Here is an 18208-nt window from a genome sequence, read left to right as displayed (position 1 = left end):
ATGTTTCTGCATTTAACATAAGAATTGCAAGTATAGACCAAGCATTTAGGGCAAGTTAATACAAAAAACCAAGTAAATCAAGCAATGAATTTTTCTGCTGTCCAAGTCTTTTGTTTCTACAAGCACTCCAGCGCTTGGCGCAAATCGGCTATGAGTTCGTCGGCGTCTTCAAGTCCTATATATACGCGCACCAAGCGCCAATCGAGCCAAGGGTTTTGATAGTTGGCCGAGCCATAGAGTGTGCAGGCAGGGAAAATCAGCGACTCGTAGCCGCCCCATGAGCAAGCCAACAAGAAACGTTGCAAACGGTTGCAAAAGCGCTCGACTTCTGCCATTTCATTGGCTCTGAGACGGAAAGAAAACATTCCTCCGGGGCGCTTCATCTGTTTTTTTGCCAGTTCATATTGCGGGTGTGAAGGGTGAAACGGATACAATACGGCTTCTACTTTGGGGTGCCGGGCTAAAAAATCAACCACCTTGGGGGTGGTCTGTGCCACGCGTTCCACACGCAGCGCCAAGGTGCGCAGCCCGCGCAGCAATAGCCATGCACTGAAAGGTGCCATCACACCGCCCAAGGTCATGTATTCGGAAGAAAAAATCTTTTCGCGCATGGCTTGCGAGCAGCACAAAATGCCGGCAACCACATCGCTGTGCCCGCCAATATATTTAGAAGCCGAATGCACGACAATATCCACGCCCATGTCGGCAGGGCGCTGATTCAGCGGTGTGGCATAGCTGTTGTCTATAATGGTAAGCAAACCGTGTTGGCGCGCCACCGCTACACAAGCGACAATGTCTTGCAGTTCGAAAGTAAAAGAGTTGGGCGATTCGAGATAAAGCAGTCGTGTATTGGGGCGAATGGCTTGTGCGAAATTTTCCGGCCGTGTGCCATCAACCATGCTTACTTCCACACCAAAACGTGCCAGCAGCTTGGTAAGCAGCTTGTTGGTCCAGCTGTAAGGCTTCTGCACACACACTACGTGGCTTCCCTGCTCTACGTTTGCCATAACGGCAGCGGCAACGGCGGCGCTGCCACTTGCAAAGAGTAAAGCGGCTTCGGTGCCTTCCAAGGCTGCGAGCTTGCGTTCCAGAGCGGTGAAGGTGGGGTTGTTGCCACGTGTGTAAAAATAAGATTGGGTTTCTTCTGCCAGGGCACGGCGCATCTGCTCTACCGACTCGAAGGCAAACATTGAGGTTTGGTAGAGAGGGGTTGCCACACTTCCATGTGGGTGCTCTTCGCCCAGCTCGTTCAAGATAAAAGAGAGAGAGTCGCTCATAAGTGTTTTTTTAGGAAATCAACGGATACATGAATAACTTCTTGTGCGTGCCCGGGCAATTCGTTGCTTTCATAAGGATGCATTCCCCCGAAAGTGTGCCCTGCTCCCTCCACTATATGCAAGGTGGCGTTGGGAATCCAAGCAGCAAGGTTTTGTGCAGCTGACAGTGGCACCGCCTCATCGGCAGTGCCATGAATCACCAATGCCGGGATATCGAGTGACTTGGCTTTGTTTTCTAAGTTATAATCTGTGTCTTTTTTAGCCAGCCAGTCGTCATACACTTCTCTGTAAACAGGCAGTTGCTGCCCCGTACGGGCATTCAATATATGGGTCACACCTTGATCCAGTATTTGCCGGCGCCGCTCTTCTGTCCAAAGGAAACCGGTATTATCGATAGATGCCATGGTAATGACAGCCTTCACGGCTTCACGCAAAGCAGCCGCTGCCAACACCGCTACGGCGCCGCCCCGGCTGTGTCCTGCCAGTGCCAAGCGGTCCGGGTCAATGATTCCTTCTTTGTTGGCCCAGCCGGAGGCTTTCAAGAAAGCCACCAATTGGCTTACATCTTCCACGTCGCGCGAAAAGGTTTCGCGCCCAAAAGCATCCGTATCGGCAAAATCAGTGGGGTGTTCCGGTGTGGTACCGTTATAAGACAGGTTCATACGCACCGCCGCTATGCCTGCGGCAGCCCATGCATCAGCCATAAGGAGCCAGTGCCCCCAGTCTTTAAAACCTTTGAATCCATGAATAAAGATGAGCACCGGTTGCGCTTTCTGCCCTTCCATATAGTGCAAGTCGAAGGTGACAGGCTTGCTGCCGGCAGTCTGAATGCTGTGCGACAGGCGTTGAATGCTTTGCATATGTCTTCCTTGTTACATGTTTATGCAAGGAAGATAGTGATTTATGCAATGCATGGCAACGGTTGCCGGAATTTAAAAATCTTTCTTTTTAGCCATGACAGTAATGCCGATATAAGAAAGGAGCATCCATAACAACAAAGCGACAAATGTTGCTATGCTGCCGGTGGTGCTGCCCAAAAAAGCTTTTACAGACGCCCCTGTAAGACCAAACAGAGCGGATATATCGAGCTGAAGCAAAATAAACACCCTCGACAGATCTATGGGGTTGAGTAATGTCAGAGCTATTGCCAGTTTTTCTATGGGATAGTCGCGAAGGTAAATTAACAGCAAAAGGAAAATGGCATCATAAATAACGGCAAAAAATAACCATACAAGTAAGCTAACCCCAATGCCTTTTAGTTTATCGTCGAAACGCAGGGCTATCCAATACACAATAAAAGAAAACACGGAAGAGAGTATCACCCCTATTACCAACAAGAAAGCATAACTTGCTATAGAACTTCCTTGTGTCAAAGACATGTAGGCGAAGGGCATTCCAATCCCCACCAACACGGCAATACCTAAAGAAGCCGTCAGCCCCAACAGCATACCGCGGATAATATCCGTTCTTTTCAGCGGTTGTGCCAAAAGAAAAAGAACAAAATCTTTCGAGTTGTAATAATAGCTGACGGTAAAAAAAGTACTTACTAACGGCGCAAGCAGCAAAATAGTATTCATTAAACCTACTACTACCTTGGTTATGCTGCTGCTGAAAGCAAACAAAAAGACAGTGAGCGCAAAATAGAACAAGGCGTAAGCGAAAGTCCACTTGCTACGCAGCAAATCATAAACGGTATATTTAAATACTTTCCACATGAGTCATGCCGATTTGAGATTCCATTACTTTAGCCACAATTTCTTCCAGGGATGCTTCGCCGTAAGTATCGCGCAGGTGGGCAAGGGTGCCGTCAAAGAAAGCGCTACCTTCCAATATAAAAAGCAAGCGGTCCGCAATTTCTTCCACAAAAGGAATAATATGCGTACTAATGAGTATGTATTTTCCTTCTTCCCGTTTTTCGAGTATCAACTTTTTCAAATAAAAAAGCGAAAGGGGATCCAAGCCATTGGTTGGTTCATCCAATACATACACAGCTGCTTCATTCATAAAAGCCAATACAATACCTAACTTTTGCAAAGTACCACCGGACAGGTGTTTCACCTTCTTGTCCAGGTGACTTTCAAGCTGAAACCCTTTCAACATGCGGTTCAATAATTCTTGATTGATATTGCCCCGCAACTCTTTTACCATTTGAATCAGCTCTCTGCCACTTAGGTTTTCAGGATAGTGAGCCAGCTGTGGCAAATAGCTAATATTGCTTTTATAAGCGGCCCCGGATTTGCGTATGTCCTGCCCATCGAAAAGAATCTTACCGGAAGAAGGCAACACCATCCCCAATAACATCTTCAAGAGGGTGGTCTTGCCGGAACCGTTAGGACCTACCAACACCATAATGCCCGGCTCTTGCCAAGATATGGATATGTTTTTCAATACCTGCGTCTTACCGAAGCGCTTCGATATATCCAGTAGCTCTATCATAAATTATGTGTTTAAAGGCGGTGTCATAAGAGGATAGTTGTCTTTTACATTATCAGGTGTGAAAAAAGGCATCAAATACTCTGTGTAATTGAGTACATCCACAAAAAAACTTCTTAACAGCAGTATGGTAGTGGGCGATTGATTCACAATGTAGGAATACAAAGAGACAGGACGGTAAGGTACATCACCAATGCCATCATGGTCAAGGTCATAGCCGGAGTAGTTCGCCCAATAGTTATATCTAAACTCATTGCTCTGCAGCTCGCTGCTTGCCACCACATCAAAAGTATTGCCTTCCATAACGTTATATTCAAAAACATTATCCATGCAGCTGCCCATGAGCATAAAGCCCTTGCCGTTGTTGTTTAACTGATTGTAGCGGAAAAGAATGCGTGTAGCGCTCTCTCCATGTACGGCAGTTGTGTTTTCCTGAAACATGTTGTGTTCTATGCGGGCATCGTAAATTTCTTTTAACAACAGACCGTAGCTTGCTGCCCCCCAATTGTGTATAAATTCGTTGTATTCCATCACCACATTACGAGAAAACATTACCGCCACACCGGCACCGTTCTCACTGAAACGGTTATACTGATAACGGTTGTTATCCGAAAACATGAAATGAAGCCCATAACGCAGGTTTTGATACGCATGGTTATGAGTGATTTCGCTGTCGGTTGTGTATTCAAGATAGATGCCATCGCGGAAGTGGCTGACCTCGTTATGTATGATACGCAGGTGCTCTGAGTACCAAGAGTGAATGGCATTGCCGGAAGACATCTCTCTCGCTGCGGAGGATTGCAGCCGGTTGTTCTCAACTGTACAGTAGCGTGCTTGTTGCAGATATATCCCGAAGAAAGGGTTAATAATATGATTGTTTTTCACTACGCAGACGGCGGCTTCCAATATCCGGATAGCTGCCCAATCCTGTAAGTAGCTAACGCCCACATTTTGAAGAGTGAGCCCTTCCACCCAAACATTATCGGCCGTAACTAAAATAATTTCACCACGCTGTTGCGCATCAATCACACTCCCTTTTTCGCCCAACACGTACAAAGATTTATCTACAACAATACCATGTTCGTAGTAGGTGCCTTTTTTAATCAGTACGGTATCACAAGGTTGCGCGGCTGCCACCGCTTCCTTTATAGAGCTTAGCTCACAACTCTTGCAAACGACAATCAACTCTGCTTTTGCAGGAGCTGCCAAGCATACAATCGTCCATATAAAAAGTATCCATCTGTGGTTATTGCACTTCATATGCTTCTCTCAGGTCAATCCATGTTTTTTTATCGCCACCGTATTTTTGATGAAACTCATCACGTACTTTTTCGGTGGAAAAGGCATTGATGTCACCACGCATAGGACTTGGCAACTGCTCGCTAATGAGATACCACGCTTTTGATGCATCTACCAGCTGCCCCGGCTTATCGTAGGTGTTCACCAACCACAACTGAAATGTCTGCTCCGACTCGGCAGCATAGCGCAACATACACTCAATGGCATCAAACTTATAAGGCTTCCCTTTGGTGTTTACCAATTCAGCCGCATAACGTTTATCCACGATGGTCATCCTGCAGAAATCGCAATAATCTGCCCCGTATTGAATAGGCACCGGTTCTACGCTGCAGCCGGAGAAAAAACCCCAGCTTACCAAGAACCAAACGGTTTTATTTCTAAGCCACACCATAAGACTTCTTTCTATTTATCCATTCCCATATAATGCACAAATAAATGACAGTCAGTCCGGCAATCAGAATCACTCCTCCTATGTCGGGTAATGAAGTAGCGGTAATATTCAACAGCTGCTTACTGCCAATTAAAGGTGGTTGATAGGAATCCAAAGCTTTGATGGGCGCTTCGGGGTCCAAATTATGCCCATAATCATACTCCCAAAGGTAAAAATCGTAGAGCCCCACTGCGGCTAAGAGCGTAAATAAAACTGCCCAAGTTACCAAAAGGCGAAAGCTGCCACTAATGACACATACTGCACCTACGATAATCAACCCCCATACGATATAGGGCATCCATCGCAACTCCGGAATGGCATCCGGTTCAATGGGCTTCATACCAATATAATGATTCAAAAGATTCACATTTTGCAGCACGCTTGGGTCGTCGCCCCCCACATTGTCATACCATATTTCCATTTTAATGCCTTCCGGATACTGAGGTGCATCCAAGTAAATGCTCCACATCGGATAGCGGAAAGAAATAATCATCGCCACCACCACCGCTGCCAGGGCTATGCGCACCGGCAAGCTTAAACGATGTTGCCGGGTGGACGCAGAAGTAGAAGATACAGTTGTCATCATTGTACCGTTTGATTAAACACCGGAGGCAGCTGCCTCCGGTGATGTGTTAAAGAACATGCTTATTTTTCTTCTTTACTTTCGCCCAGTCCCCACTTGAGAGGCACATTGCTGCCTTTTTCAGAAACGCGTATATAACCTTGCATTTCCTGATGAAGCGCAGAGCAGAAGTCGGAGCAATAGAATGGATATACCCCTGCTTTCTTCGGCTCCCAGCGGAGTGTTTCGGTTTGTCCGGGCATTATCAGCAGCTCGGCATTGTTGGCACCCATCACAGCAAAGCCGTGCGGAATATCCCAGTCTTGCTCTAAGTTGGTAACATGGAAATAAACAACATCGCCTACCTTAACCCCTTCGATAAAGTCCGGTGAGAAGTGACTACGAATGGTAGTCATGTACACATGCACTTCGTTGCCCTTGCGCTCCACTCTTGCTTCTGCTTCGCTTTTCACGGCATAGGGGTGCTTGTTGTCTTCCAGCTTAAATACTTTCTTCGAACGCGGAGCCAGTATTTCTGCGGGGATGGCTTGTGCATAATGCGGCTCACCTACCGTGGGGAAGTCAAGCAGCAACTCCATTTTTTCTCCTGAAATATCAATCAATTGAGCCGATTGAGTCAATTCAGGTCCGGTAGGTAAGTAACGGTCTTTGGTTATTTTGTTCAAAGCTATCACGTACTTGCCCCACGGATGCATGGAACCACCACCGGGTACACACAGGTGTCCAATAGAATAATAAGTAGGAATACGGTCTACAACTTCCCACGTACCCAACTTCCATTTCACAATCTCAGAAGAGATGAAGAAGGAGGTATAAGCATAACCTTTGTCATCGAACTCGGTATGCAAAGGCCCTAAACCACCCGATTTCACGACACCAACTACTGTTTTCTCGGGGTTCAGTACGGGGATACCATCCACTTCACCAATGATATCGCCATTTTCAATGGCTTCTTGTATTTTTTCAAATGAATGTACGGTTACATCTGCCGAAAGTTTTCCACTGGCTACAATATATTTTCCGGAAGGATCTACATCTATACCATGTGGCGACTTAGGCGTAGGCAGGTAGTAAATTAAACCGGGGCACTCCGCCGGGATAAGCACTTTTACTTTTTTCTCTACCTTAGAAGTAGCCATGTGCTTTTCTTCGTCATACTCATTGTTGTAATATTCCACATCCCATTCCTGGTATTTACCCTGGGCTATATATTCCTCAGCTTTTTTCCAATTGACAGCCGCCACATAGTCTTTGTCATTTTGCGAAGCGGTTTTCTCTTTTAGTGTATATCCCTGCTCTGTGTTATAAGTAGAGAAGAATGCCCATCCATGAGAAGGTCCTTTACCCCCGGTAGCCAGGTCGTAGTCATAACCGGGCACCAATATTTGGAAAGCCAAGCTCATGTCACCGCTTTCCTTTTCTACTTTTATGAAGCTAAGAGTCCCTTTAAAGTTTTCTTTGTAAGAATCGATGGGCACATCTTTTTGAGGTATAGGTACACTAAAACGGGTACCGGCAAAGACATATTCGGTATTTTGGGTTACATAAGGCGAAGAGTGGTTACCGCCCGCATTCGGTATTTCAATAATTTCTACTGTTTCAAAAGTAGTTAAGTCAATACGGGCAATGCGTGGCGTGTTGTTTTCGTTGATAAACAACCAGCGCCCATCATGCTTACCGTCCGTTTGAGACAGCTTGGGGTGGTGTGCATCTCCCCAGGGAACAAAGCCATAGCTGGTTTGAAGCATAGGCTTGGTTTCTTCATTGTAACCATAGCCTGTTTCGGGGTCTTGCGAGAAGACAGGGATTTCCCGGAACAAGCGCCCGGAAGGCAAGCCATAAACCCCTACTTGCCCGCTAAATCCTCCGGAAGTAAATAAGTAGAATTCATCATGCTTCCCGGGAGCTACATATACTTTTGATGCAGCATCTGTATTAAGGGCGGTTTCCTGCTTGGAATCCCCCTTTTTAGATTCGCCACAGGCACTCACCAGTGCCGTAGCGAGCCCTGCTACCAATAGTTTTTTAATTTTCGCATTCATACCTCTATGTTGTTTTTCGTACAGTTAAAACCTACTCTTGTGTGCGGAAGTATTCCAATATTTTGCGTGCTTCTTCCTCTGTTAAGCCCTGATTGGCCATAGGTGTACCGTTAAACTTTGCAAATAGCTCTTTGGCTATGGGGTCTTCTTTTACCATATTTTCCGGATTGAGTATCATGTTCATAATCCACTCCGGTGCCCGCCGGGCGGTTACGCCTTTCAAGTCCGGACCAATGTATTCTTCGCCTATCTTATGACACGCAGAACACTTGGATTCAAACAGCATTTTTCCTTCCTCTGCCATAGCAGGGTCTATTTCTCCCAACTCAATGCTTTGCACCGGTCCTACCCCTTTCACGGTCATGGGGTCCGGCGCTTCATTTTCTGCCGGCTCTTCGTCAGCCAACATGCTTTGAGGTGGTTCGTTGTTCTGAGCAGTATTTTCCTCCTGCCCGCCGCAGGCAAACATCAACAGACCGAGGGTCATTGCCGCGATAGTCAAAATGAAGTGTCTTTTCATAGGTCTTTTGGTTTTATTTATAGACAATCTTATCCTTTTTTCATTTCTGCACCAATGACCTTCGTCATATATCCGCTGATTTTCATCATCCTATATCAAATGGCACATCACACGCTTTGAATACCACCGGCTTGCTTATCTTTGTGTTTCTCAAAACCAAACCATTTGCAGGGACGATGACCTTCGAAGAGTTAAAACTAACCCGCCAGTTTCTGAATGCGATAGAAGAGGCAGGCTATCAAAGCCCTACACCAATTCAGGAAAAAGCCATTCCGCCGGCACTCGCCGGACACGACATCATAGGCATAGCCCAAACCGGCACCGGCAAAACAGCTGCTTATGCTTTGCCTATGCTCATGAAACTGAAATATGCCCAAGGCAAGCATCCTCGCGGCTTGGTGCTGGTGCCCACCCATGAACTTACCAAGCAGGTAAGTGAAGCCATTGCCCGGCTGGCGTGTTATACCGACCTGCGTTGTGTTCCTATTTTTGGGGGCAAGGGCATCAAAAAACAAATAGAGCAGCTGGCAGAAGGAGTCGATATTGTGGTAGCTACCCCGGGGCGCCTGATGGATGTTTATCTTGCCGGTGGTTTGCAGCTTAAACACGTCAAGACGTTCGTCATAGACGAAGCCGACCGCATGCTGGACTTGGGCTTTATGCCTCAAATACGCCGTATTTTGGAAGTGCTTCCACGCAAACGGCAAAACCTGCTGTTTTCGGCTACCTTTTCCGAAAAAGTAGAGCGTCTGTGCGAAGAGTTTATAGAGTACCCGGTAAAAATAGAAATCACTCCGCAGGCGACCCCCGCCGAAACAGTAGAGCAGTATTTGTACGAAGTGCCCAATATCAAAACCAAAATCAACCTGCTCATGCACCTGCTCGAGCAAGAGTCGCTTAAGAAGGTGCTGGTATTTACCCGCAGAAGACGTATTGCCACGGCAGTATATAAGTATTTACACCGGAAGCTGGGCGAAGACAGCGTACGTGTCATTCACGCCAACAAAGACCAAAACGCACGCACCAATGCCTTGGATGCCTTCCGCAAAGGCGAGGTACGGGTGCTGGTAGCTACCGATGTGGCAGCCCGTGGTATCGATGTTTCAGAAGTTACACACGTTATCAATTTCGAAGTGCCTGTTTTATACGAAGAGTATGTACACCGCATCGGACGTACAGGACGGGCATTCCGGCATGGCACGGCTATTACTTTTGTGAACCCGGCCGAAGAGTACCACATTAAAAAGATAGAAGCGCTTATCAAAATGAAAATTCCGCGCCTGCCTTTGCCCGATGCGGTAGAGGTAGCAGAAACGCCTTTTGAAGAAAAGCAAGAGATGGCGCGGGAAATAGACAAACAGCGAAAAAAAGAAGACCCCACCTTCCAGGGCGCATTTCATGAGAAAAAGCGCAAAACTACACGCACGCAACACAAGCATAAAAAACACAAACGCGGCAAAAAGAGTAGCGGCAAAGGGCGCCGCTAAGGTTTGTTTTCTGCTTCTATTAAATACACCATGGATTTCTGCACGTAAACCGTTTGCCCTTGTGGTGTGTACACTTTCCACCAGAAAGGCTGCTCGTCGATGACACGCAAGCAGGTGCCCCGGGGTAATGTTGCCAGCAGAGGGGCAGCCACCGTGGGGTGTTGATACCCCAGCAGCGCTTCTGCTTTGACTATCGCCAGCCGCTTGGGTGGAAGTGTATAGAAAAACCAAGCGGCCCCGCCTGTCAGAAGCCAGCAAAGCAGCAAGTAACGAAGCTTTTTTTGCCGCACCAACAAACTCAACAACACTAAAAAAAGCAGACAGGCAAGCAGCGCGAGCAAGTTGAAATAGCGTGCCGGAATATGCCACCACGGCGGGTTTAAAAAATCGTAGCCCCGTAAACCATAATGCGCACTCAATAACTGCAAGCGGTGGCGGCTAAAATTGTCGAAGTGCGTATAATAATGCTTGCAAAGCAAAGCAGCTGCCCGGGCATAGTCGCCTTGCTGCTCTGCGGTCATTGCTTTTTTTAAATATTCACTATCCGGCGCAATCCCCTGTCCCACAATATTTTGCCCACATAACCCCAAAAACAGGAAGAATAAAATTAAAATTTTTTTTGCCATACGCTTGCACAGTTTTAAAAAACCTCCTACCTTTGCATTGCAATTCAACGATAAAACAACACACGATTCCGTAGCTCAGTTGGTAGAGCACCTCCCTTTTAAGGAGGGGGTCCTGGGTTCGAGCCCCAGCGGGATCACCAGCCCGTCGAAAAGACGGGCTTTTTTATTGCTTGTTCTTTCAAAATACTCAACACAAGTACAAAAAAAGGCGAGGCTCGGAAAGAAGCTCGCCTTTTTTGCTATCTTTTGCATGCTTGCTGCATCATGCCATCTCCATTTGCTCATCGGTAATTTCGATGTTGTGATATACTTTTTGCACATCGTCGTCATCTTCGAGCGCTTCAATGACCTTCATGGTCTTCTGGAAAGTTTCGTTGTCCAGCTTCACGTAGGTTTTCGGAATACGCTGCAGTCCGGCTTCTTTTGCTTCGATATTCATTTCTTCGAGTTTCTTCTGAATGCTGCCGAACTCTTCCATAGGACAATAGACGGTTACAAAGCCGTTTTCGTGGTCAAACTCCACTTCATCAGCGCCGGCATCTGCCATTTCCAAGGTAAACTCTTCTTCATCGAGCTTGTAGTCTTCCAGTGAAATGGTAAATACACCTTTTCTGTCGAAGATGAAGTCCAACGAACCATTGGTGGTGAGGCTGCCACCGCCCTTGCTAAGAATTGCCCGCACATTGGCTACCGTACGGTTGGTGTTGTCGGTGGTGCACTCTATGTAAAGAGCTACCCCATTGACATAGCCTTCGTAGGTCACCTCGATATAATCCTCGCCCCCGGCGCCTGTGGCCTTGGCTATAGCCTTCTCAATTTTATCTTTGGGCATATTTGCCCCTTTGGCGTTTTGAATGGCTATGCGCAAACGGGGGTTGGATGCGGGGTCGCCACCACCTAAGCGGGCAGCAATCATGATTTCACGGGTCAGCTTGGTAAACAGCTTGCCTCGTTTGGCGTCTTGTGCGCCTTTTCTGTGCTTGATATTAGCCCATTTACTATGCCCTGCCATGATTCTGTCTGGTTTAGTTATCGTTTGTTTTTATTCTATCACTTCCAACAAAGTGCGAAAAGCATGGCAATGCTCACCATAACGAGCCTGATGTTCGGCCTGCAAGCGAGGGGCATGCTCTTTTTGGTAAGTCTCGAAGTCTTCCATGCTTTTCAAGAAATACTGAATAGCGTAGGTGAAACCGTCATTCTCAGGCTCATGCATTAAGCGCAGCATTTTGTGCTCTACAAACAAGCCTGTAGCCAGCACATCGGGAATGTGCACGCGACGCATCCAGTCGAGCCAATCGTCGTGCACTTCTTTGTCCACACTGACGGTCACATTGTAAAGTATCATCTTTTTCTTTTGTGTAATTTTGTCAAAGATACCACCTGAAAGCGGTCAAGCTAAAAAACTTATGCACAAATTTATACAATTTATAGCTTTATTCCTATGTACGGTAGCCTGTCAGGCGCAAAATGAGGGCAAAGGCAACTCTCATTTTGAATCGAAGGCAGATATTTGGTACCGCACCCCACCGACGGCCACCGACCGGCTGGGCAGAGGGCAACATTATTACCGGCAAGTTTTTTTCAAAAAAGCGGTTGACGAGCTGAACGAAGCCCTGCTGCTCAATCCCCGGCTGGCCGAAGCTTATTTATGGCGTGGCAAAGCCAAAGAAGCGCTGAAAGACTACTCAGGCGCCATCAACGATTACAACATGGCACTTTACTATAACGGTCAGTTATATGAAGCACATGAGCTGCGTGCCGGTATCCGTCTGATTCATGGCGACACTGCCGGCGCATGCCGGGAATGGCAATCCATTCCTGCGGATCAGCGCTCATTGCAATCGCCTTGTGCCGGCATATGCCCTAACCCTTAGTTCCTTTTAAAAAAAACAAGCATGCAGTTTTCACAACTTCCTCCCATTCCTGCCTTACAAGAAAAACTCGTGCAGCAGATTGCCCGGGAACAGGTACCTCACGCACTGATGTTCGTGGGCAAAAGTGGGGGCGGACAATGGGCTGTTGCGCTGGCTTTTGCAAGCCTGCTCTTGTGTGAAAACCCTCAAAAAGCGCATGCCCAAGACAGTTGCGGCCAATGTGGCAACTGCCGCAAGATGGCACAACTGACACACCCGGATGTTCACTTCGTTTTTCCCGTAGGGAATCAGGGCACCGGCAAAAACACCTCCGCTGCTTTCATTGACGAGTGGCGCCGCCTGAATGCCCAAAGCCCCTTTTTCTCTTTGGACCGGTGGCTTGAGCTTGCCGGCATCGATAACAAACAAGCCAATATCAGCGTGGAAGAAAGCCGCCAGCTGACCCAAAAGCTCAGTTTGAGCGCTTTTGAAGGTGGTTACAAGCTGGTTTTGATGTGGTTGCCGGAATACATGAATACGGCAGCAGCCAATGCTTTGCTTAAACTCATAGAAGAGCCCCCTGCCCGTACTTTCTTCCTATTGGTAAGCGAAGACCCGGATGCCATTATCCTTACCATTCGCTCGCGTGTTCAAAGCATACAAGTGCCGCCTTACACAGCCGAGAGCATAGAGCAATGGCTTGTTAAAACACGCGGCATTCCGCCCAAGCAAGCCAATGAGTGGGCTGTGTTGTGCGAAGGCAATATGTTGTTGCTGGACGCTTTGATGCAAAACAGCGAAGAAGACAGCCATCTATTGTTCCGGGAGTGGCTGCGTCATTGCTGGCGTGCCGATTGGTGCGCCATTGCGCCTGTGGTAGAGCGTTTGTCGAACGAAAGTAAAGTAACGCAAAGGAAAGTATTGGAGTACGGCATAGCTACCTTGCGTGAGTGTCTGATGTGGCAACACACCGAAGGTGCGCTCAACAAATTCCGCTCCGAACATTTAGAGTTTGTGCAAGGCTTGGCTTCTGTTTTACCGCAACGGGCAATAGAAGGGCTTTTAAAAGATTTTACACAAAGCCTTTACTACCTTGAGCGGAGTGTAAACAACAAGTTGGTATTTGCTACTTTGTCGGTTCGCCTGCTTTCTGCCTTAGCAGAAGCTAAAAGGCAGCGCATGCGGGGATAACCCCCCCGGCATCCTACTCTTCTTCGTCGTGGCTTTGGGCTTCGGCCTGCTCGCCTTCACGCTTTTTCTTCCACTGTTTGTAACGCTGCGTGATTTTCTTTGCCATCTTCTCGTAGTTTTCCCAGTTGTCTTCTACATGGTAAATAGATGGCAAGTTGGCAGCCAGTGTTTTTTCGTAGTCTTTTTTGTATTTGCCGCTTAAATAATAGTACTGTGTAAACTCGTTTCCTTCTTCGTTGAAGAGGTCCGAGCCCAAATAGCCATCCCATACGGCACTCAGAATGGAGCAGCTGATTTGACGCTTACGGAAACGCAAGATTTGCAAAGCCGCTTCTTCTTCGAAAAAGTCGCTGTAAAGGTCATTCTCACAGATCCATCCCAAGTACATGCCTATATGCACATAGGCTTGCTCTATGGGCAACACACTGGGGAAATTGCCCAAAAAGTGATGCTTGGCTCTATCGTAGATGAAGTTTTTTGGTTTTTCTGCTTTTGGTAAAACTGCCATGTCCCTTCTATTTTGGATATAAGCGAAATGTAATCATTTTTTTTATGTTTTGCACTACAAAAGTGAATATATGCAGTGCACTTTCTTACCAATTTTACAAATAATTCCAATTTTATACAAGCCGGCTGTCATTTTTGTTGCAAAGTTCGTGCAAAAGTCAAGGTGTTTTGTGCACTTTTTCGTTCCACTGCAGCATTTCGTCTAAGGTAGAAACCGATACATAGTGATAGTTTTTCCGTGCTTTCGCATAAATATCATAGGCAAGTGCCTTACCTTCTTCGGTTTGCAGCAAGGCCCGATAAATAGGCACCAGGAATTTCCGCCGCCCTACTTTCAATAGAAAAGCCTCCATGGCCGGATAAGCATCGCTGTATCCGTGTAAAGCCGCCTGTGCGTACCACTCCGCCTGAATTTCGGCATTGTTCGATTGGGTGAAGCCAAAAGCCTCGTCTAATGCTTTCATTTGCTCTACCGAGAGGCCGGCAGGCAAGTGGCGCACAAAGTGCAACCATTCATGACTGCTCCAAGAGGCTGTAGGCAATGAATCCGCAGGCGTTCCATTCAGCCAGTCTTGCAGTGCTTGTTCCACACGGCGAAAACGCACGGCATTTACCTTGGGACAATTGTCAGGCAAGCCCGTGCCGTAAATCCATTCTTGCATGCGGATGGCTTTGGCAGCCCCGGGGTTTTTGTCCAATACTTCTTTTTGGAAATATTCAACAAAGCTTTCGGTATCCATCGAGCGGAAAGCAAAACGCTGAAAGTATGTTTTCACAAAAGCATCAAATTTGTCACGCCCGATGGTCTCTTCTACCAGACGCAGGAAAAAGTAGCCTTTTTCATAAGCGATATCGGTGACAGCTTCGTCGGGGTCGCGGCGTTGCAGGTCCAGCTTCAGGCGGGTGTCCTTATTGTTTTCGCCCATGCGGGCAATAGTCTGACGCAAGTCCTGATAGCCTAACTCGGCCAGCATTTCGGCATAGTCGCGCCCATACATGGCTTCCATAATGCGGCGCTCGAAATAGACGGTAAAGCCTTCATTCAACCAGAAGTCGTTCCATGTGCGGTTGGTAACAAGGTTGCCCGACCACGAATGTGCCAATTCATGGGCTACCAAGCTGGTCAGAGACTTGTCACCGGCAATGATGGTGGGGGTTGCAAAGGTAAGGCGGGGGTTTTCCATGCCACCAAAAGGAAAGCTGGGGGGCAAGACCAGCAGGTCATACCGTTCCCACACATAATCGCCATACAGCTGCTCTGCTGCCTGAATCATTTCTTCCAGGTCTTCGAACTCGTGTACTGCCGCCTCTATGGTTTCCGGTTCTGCATACACACCGGCACGCGCACTGATGGGCTTAAACACCAAATCGCCTGCGGCTATAGCCAACAAATAAGAAGGGATGGGCTGGCGCATACGGAAACGATACACACCATCGGCACTTTTTTGCTGTGGATTTTCGGCGCTCATCAATGCCAACATGCCTTGTGGTACCTTTACTTCGGCATCATAGGTAAAGCGAATGCCGGGGCTATCTTGGCAAGGCACCCAACTGCGGGCCAAAATGCACTGCGATTGACTGAACAGGAAAGGATGCCGCCCGCCGGCAGTTTGATGTGCTTCCAACCATTGAAGTGCGGCTGCACCGGGCGAGGTGCGGTAAACAATGCGCACACGCTTGGCACCGGCTTTCAAAGGCACGCGTAACGCCTGCCCCAAGACCGGGTCTTCTTTGCCCAAAGAAAAGGGCACCGCCGTGGTGTCGTCATTCAGAAAGACCGAATCGATGATTAGCCCTTTTGTGTCGAAAATAATTTCTTCTGCATCCGGTGCGGTGTCAATGTCCCACGTAGCAATGCCACTCAGTTGTTTGGTGTCGAAGTCCACCTGTAACTGCAAAGACAAGTGTTTGGCTACCGCTTTGCCGGGTTCCGAAAAAGAATGAATGTCTTTTCCCATCATAATATCTTCTTGTGGTTGTTCAATATCGTTACAAGCCTGAAAAACAATCATTAATAGCAACAGCCATGCGCCGTATCTCATAGATAAGGGGTGGTTTTTGATGAGGTTCAAAGATAAAGATTTTTTATTAGCCCGCTGGGCATTTCTATGGTGAATTCCTTTTTAAAAAAGTGAAAAAAAGGATAAAGGAACTTACTCCCTGTCGGCAGCTATATGGTTTACTCTATCTTGTACGGTGGGGCTATCGGCGGGCACTCCGAGGCTATCTACCGGAGGCGGCGTTGTTTTTTCTTCGTCTTCGAGCGTTGCTTCATAGTCTGCCTGAACAGGCAAGCGGATTTCGTAGGTTTTGCCTTCGGGCAAAGTGAGTGATTCGCCCACCAGCCAAGGGTTCAATGCGCGCAAGGTCTTCAAAGAGGTTCCTTGCATTTGGGCAAACTTCTTCAAAGAAGGGATGCTTGTGCGCACCTGGATGGTACGGTAAGCCGGCGGCTGCCAAGCCCGGATTGGCAAATCAAAGCCATATTTTAATGGATGCTCATACACTTCTTTAAAGGCCGCTGCTTTCATCACATAGCGGTTGGTCTCGGGGTTGAGCACCATATAATAATAAGAAGGGGCTTGCTGTGTGGCAACGGCATAGCGCATCGCCCCAATGCCTGCGTTGTAGGAAGCCGCTACATAGGTCCAGCTGCCTATTTCCTTATAGGCAAGGCGCAAGTATCGTGCTGCTGCATGGGCTGCTTTTACCGGGTGATAGCGCTCATCCACTTCGTGGTCCACACGCAAACCCATCATACGGGCAGTTTCGGGCAATAGCTGCCAAAAGCCGGCAGCGCCTGCAGGTGACACCACATTGCGCATGCCGCTTTCAATCACCACCAAATATTTAAAGTCGGCAGGCAGCTCATAAGAGCGCAAAATTTTTTCAAAAATAGGTAGCCAATACTTGGCTTTTGACAACAGCTCTATGGTGTAGCTGCGCCACTTGGTCAGAATATAAATTTCATAGGCGAAGCGCTCCCGCACTTGTGCATCGTACAGGGGCACTTCTTCATCCAAGAAATAAATCTGTTGGGGTACTTCTTTGTTGGCTAAATATAATTGATAAGCATAGTCTTGCTCGTAGTCAGACCGCACGGGGTCTTGTAGCCGCTCGTAAATGGAATAAAAGACCAGCAGCAGAATGACTCCGAGTAAGACCAGCAGCTGTAGGTTTCTCATATTTAAAAGTTGGGTTGCAAAAGATACTTGGCATAAAAGTCATTGATGACTTTTACAGCATCTTGTGCCGTATCTACCACCTTGAACAGGTTCAAGTCTTCGGGGCTGATGTTGTGCTCTTTTTCCAACATGGTATTGCGCAGCCAGTCGATAAGACCTTGCCAGTAACTGCTGCCTACCAATACAATAGGGAAACGTCCTATTTTTTTGGTTTGAATGAGCGTGAGCGCTTCGAAAAGCTCATCCAGGGTGCCAAAGCCGCCGGGCAGTACAATGAAGCCTTGAGCATATTTCACAAACATAACCTTGCGTACAAAGAAGTAATCGAAGGTAATGAGCTTGTCGGGGTCAATGTAGATATTGCCCTGTTGCTCGAAAGGCAAGATGATATTTAGACCTACGGACTTACCGCCTGCTTCAAATGCCCCTTTGTTACCGGCTTCCATGATGCCGGGACCACCGCCGGTAATGACACCATAGCCGCAACGCACCAGTTCGGCGGCTATTTCCTCTGCCATTTTGTAGTAGGGGTTATCGGGCTTGGTACGCGCCGAACCAAAGATGGACACACAGGGTCCTATTTTAGCCAGCTTTTCAAAGCCCTGTACAAACTCCGACATGATTTTAAAAATAGCCCAAGAGTCGGCGCTTTTTATTTCGCTCCAATTACGGTTTTCAAAAGCTCTGCGGATTTTAATTTCCTCTTCGCTATCCAGCTTTTGGTTGTTGGGTGATAGGTTTTTCAATTCTTCTGCCATAAACTCCACAATTT

General features: G+C 47.5%; 19 protein-coding genes and 1 tRNA gene. 4 read left to right on the top strand and 16 right to left on the bottom strand.

The window, feature by feature from the left end:
• Nucleotides 1-116: 116 nt before the first annotated feature.
• The 9 genes from K384_RS00445 to K384_RS00405 all read right to left on the bottom strand — a co-directional run bounded on the left by K384_RS00445 (nt 117) and on the right by K384_RS00405 (nt 8584).
• Nucleotides 117-1277 carry a trans-sulfuration enzyme family protein gene (locus K384_RS00445; RefSeq protein ID WP_038028362.1) on the bottom strand — a complete coding sequence of 387 codons (1161 nt, stop codon included), beginning with the start codon at nt 1275-1277 and terminating at the stop codon, nt 117-119.
• Nucleotides 1274-2137, bottom strand: coding sequence for an alpha/beta hydrolase family protein (locus tag K384_RS00440; RefSeq protein WP_038028361.1), 864 nt, complete (start codon nt 2135-2137; stop codon nt 1274-1276). Before K384_RS00440 ends, K384_RS00445 begins: the two co-directional genes overlap by 4 nt.
• Nucleotides 2138-2209: 72 nt before the next feature.
• A complete protein-coding gene (locus K384_RS00435) occupies nt 2210-2992 on the bottom strand; it encodes a hypothetical protein (RefSeq protein ID WP_038028359.1) in 783 nt (260 codons plus the stop codon).
• A complete protein-coding gene (locus K384_RS00430) occupies nt 2976-3713 on the bottom strand; it encodes an ABC transporter ATP-binding protein (RefSeq protein WP_038028357.1) in 738 nt (245 codons plus the stop codon). Before K384_RS00430 ends, K384_RS00435 begins: the two co-directional genes overlap by 17 nt.
• A 3-nt stretch (nt 3714-3716) precedes the next feature.
• Complete coding sequence (gene nosD / locus K384_RS00425) at nt 3717-4970, bottom strand: nitrous oxide reductase family maturation protein NosD (RefSeq protein WP_038028355.1); 1254 nt, start codon at nt 4968-4970, stop codon at nt 3717-3719.
• Nucleotides 4957-5400: a nitrous oxide reductase accessory protein NosL gene (locus K384_RS00420; protein ID WP_038028353.1), complete on the bottom strand. Its 444-nt coding sequence runs from the start codon at nt 5398-5400 to the stop codon at nt 4957-4959. The genes nosD and K384_RS00420 overlap by 14 nt, the downstream gene beginning before the upstream one ends.
• On the bottom strand, nt 5387-6025 hold the full coding sequence (locus tag K384_RS00415; RefSeq protein ID WP_157629988.1) for a hypothetical protein: 639 nt from the start codon (nt 6023-6025) through the stop codon (nt 5387-5389). The genes K384_RS00420 and K384_RS00415 overlap by 14 nt, the downstream gene beginning before the upstream one ends.
• 59 nt (nt 6026-6084) lie before the next feature.
• On the bottom strand, nt 6085-8064 hold the full coding sequence (nosZ, locus tag K384_RS00410; RefSeq protein WP_038028352.1) for a Sec-dependent nitrous-oxide reductase: 1980 nt from the start codon (nt 8062-8064) through the stop codon (nt 6085-6087).
• A gap of 31 nt (nt 8065-8095) precedes the next feature.
• Nucleotides 8096-8584, bottom strand: coding sequence for a c-type cytochrome (locus tag K384_RS00405; RefSeq protein ID WP_038028349.1), 489 nt, complete (start codon nt 8582-8584; stop codon nt 8096-8098).
• A gap of 176 nt (nt 8585-8760) precedes the next feature.
• Between K384_RS00405 and K384_RS00400 the strand changes: the two genes are divergently transcribed.
• Entirely contained in the window at nt 8761-10071 is a 1311-nt protein-coding gene (locus K384_RS00400) for a DEAD/DEAH box helicase (RefSeq protein WP_038028347.1), read from the top strand.
• Here K384_RS00400 and K384_RS00395 read toward each other — a convergent pair.
• The gene (locus K384_RS00395) at nt 10068-10697 is read right to left on the bottom strand and encodes an SH3 domain-containing protein (protein ID WP_038028345.1); all 630 of its coding nucleotides are present in this window, start codon (nt 10695-10697) and stop codon (nt 10068-10070) included. The genes K384_RS00400 and K384_RS00395 overlap by 4 nt on opposite strands.
• Before the next feature lie 64 nt (nt 10698-10761).
• On the opposite strand from K384_RS00395, the gene K384_RS00390 reads away from it, so the two are divergent.
• Nucleotides 10762-10837: transfer RNA gene (locus tag K384_RS00390), tRNA-Lys, on the top strand.
• Nucleotides 10838-10959: 122 nt separating this feature from the next.
• On the opposite strand, the gene K384_RS00385 is transcribed toward K384_RS00390, so the two are convergent.
• Together K384_RS00385 and K384_RS00380 are read right to left on the bottom strand one after the other, a co-directional pair.
• Entirely contained in the window at nt 10960-11709 is a 750-nt protein-coding gene (locus K384_RS00385) for a YebC/PmpR family DNA-binding transcriptional regulator (protein WP_038028343.1), read from the bottom strand.
• A 30-nt stretch (nt 11710-11739) separates the two neighbouring features.
• Nucleotides 11740-12045 (bottom strand): DUF4286 family protein, encoded by a 306-nt coding sequence (locus K384_RS00380; RefSeq protein ID WP_038028341.1) that lies wholly within the window; start codon nt 12043-12045, stop codon nt 11740-11742.
• A 61-nt stretch (nt 12046-12106) separates the two neighbouring features.
• Between K384_RS00380 and K384_RS00375 the strand changes: the two genes are divergently transcribed.
• Both K384_RS00375 and K384_RS00370 read left to right on the top strand, forming a co-directional pair.
• Nucleotides 12107-12574 carry a tetratricopeptide repeat protein gene (locus tag K384_RS00375; protein ID WP_038028338.1) on the top strand — a complete coding sequence of 156 codons (468 nt, stop codon included), beginning with the start codon at nt 12107-12109 and terminating at the stop codon, nt 12572-12574.
• A gap of 21 nt (nt 12575-12595) precedes the next feature.
• Nucleotides 12596-13744 carry a DNA polymerase III subunit gene (locus K384_RS00370; RefSeq protein WP_038028337.1) on the top strand — a complete coding sequence of 383 codons (1149 nt, stop codon included), beginning with the start codon at nt 12596-12598 and terminating at the stop codon, nt 13742-13744.
• Nucleotides 13745-13757: 13 nt separating this feature from the next.
• On the opposite strand, the gene K384_RS00365 is transcribed toward K384_RS00370, so the two are convergent.
• From K384_RS00365 to K384_RS00350, 4 genes are all read right to left on the bottom strand, one after another.
• On the bottom strand, nt 13758-14252 hold the full coding sequence (locus K384_RS00365) for a DUF7832 domain-containing protein (protein ID WP_051632967.1): 495 nt from the start codon (nt 14250-14252) through the stop codon (nt 13758-13760).
• A 157-nt stretch (nt 14253-14409) separates the two neighbouring features.
• Complete coding sequence (locus K384_RS00360; protein WP_038028335.1) at nt 14410-16293, bottom strand: M1 family metallopeptidase; 1884 nt, start codon at nt 16291-16293, stop codon at nt 14410-14412.
• Nucleotides 16294-16404: 111 nt separating this feature from the next.
• Complete coding sequence (locus K384_RS00355) at nt 16405-17436, bottom strand: lytic transglycosylase domain-containing protein (RefSeq protein WP_051632966.1); 1032 nt, start codon at nt 17434-17436, stop codon at nt 16405-16407.
• A gap of 2 nt (nt 17437-17438) precedes the next feature.
• Nucleotides 17439-18194, bottom strand: coding sequence for an LOG family protein (locus tag K384_RS00350; RefSeq protein WP_051632965.1), 756 nt, complete (start codon nt 18192-18194; stop codon nt 17439-17441).
• Nucleotides 18195-18208: the final 14 nt, after the last annotated feature.

It is taken from the genome of Thermonema rossianum DSM 10300 (assembly GCF_000426825.1).
Classification (GTDB): domain Bacteria; phylum Bacteroidota; class Bacteroidia; order Cytophagales; family Thermonemataceae; genus Thermonema; species Thermonema rossianum.
This window is presented reverse-complemented; position numbering and strand designations above follow the sequence as displayed.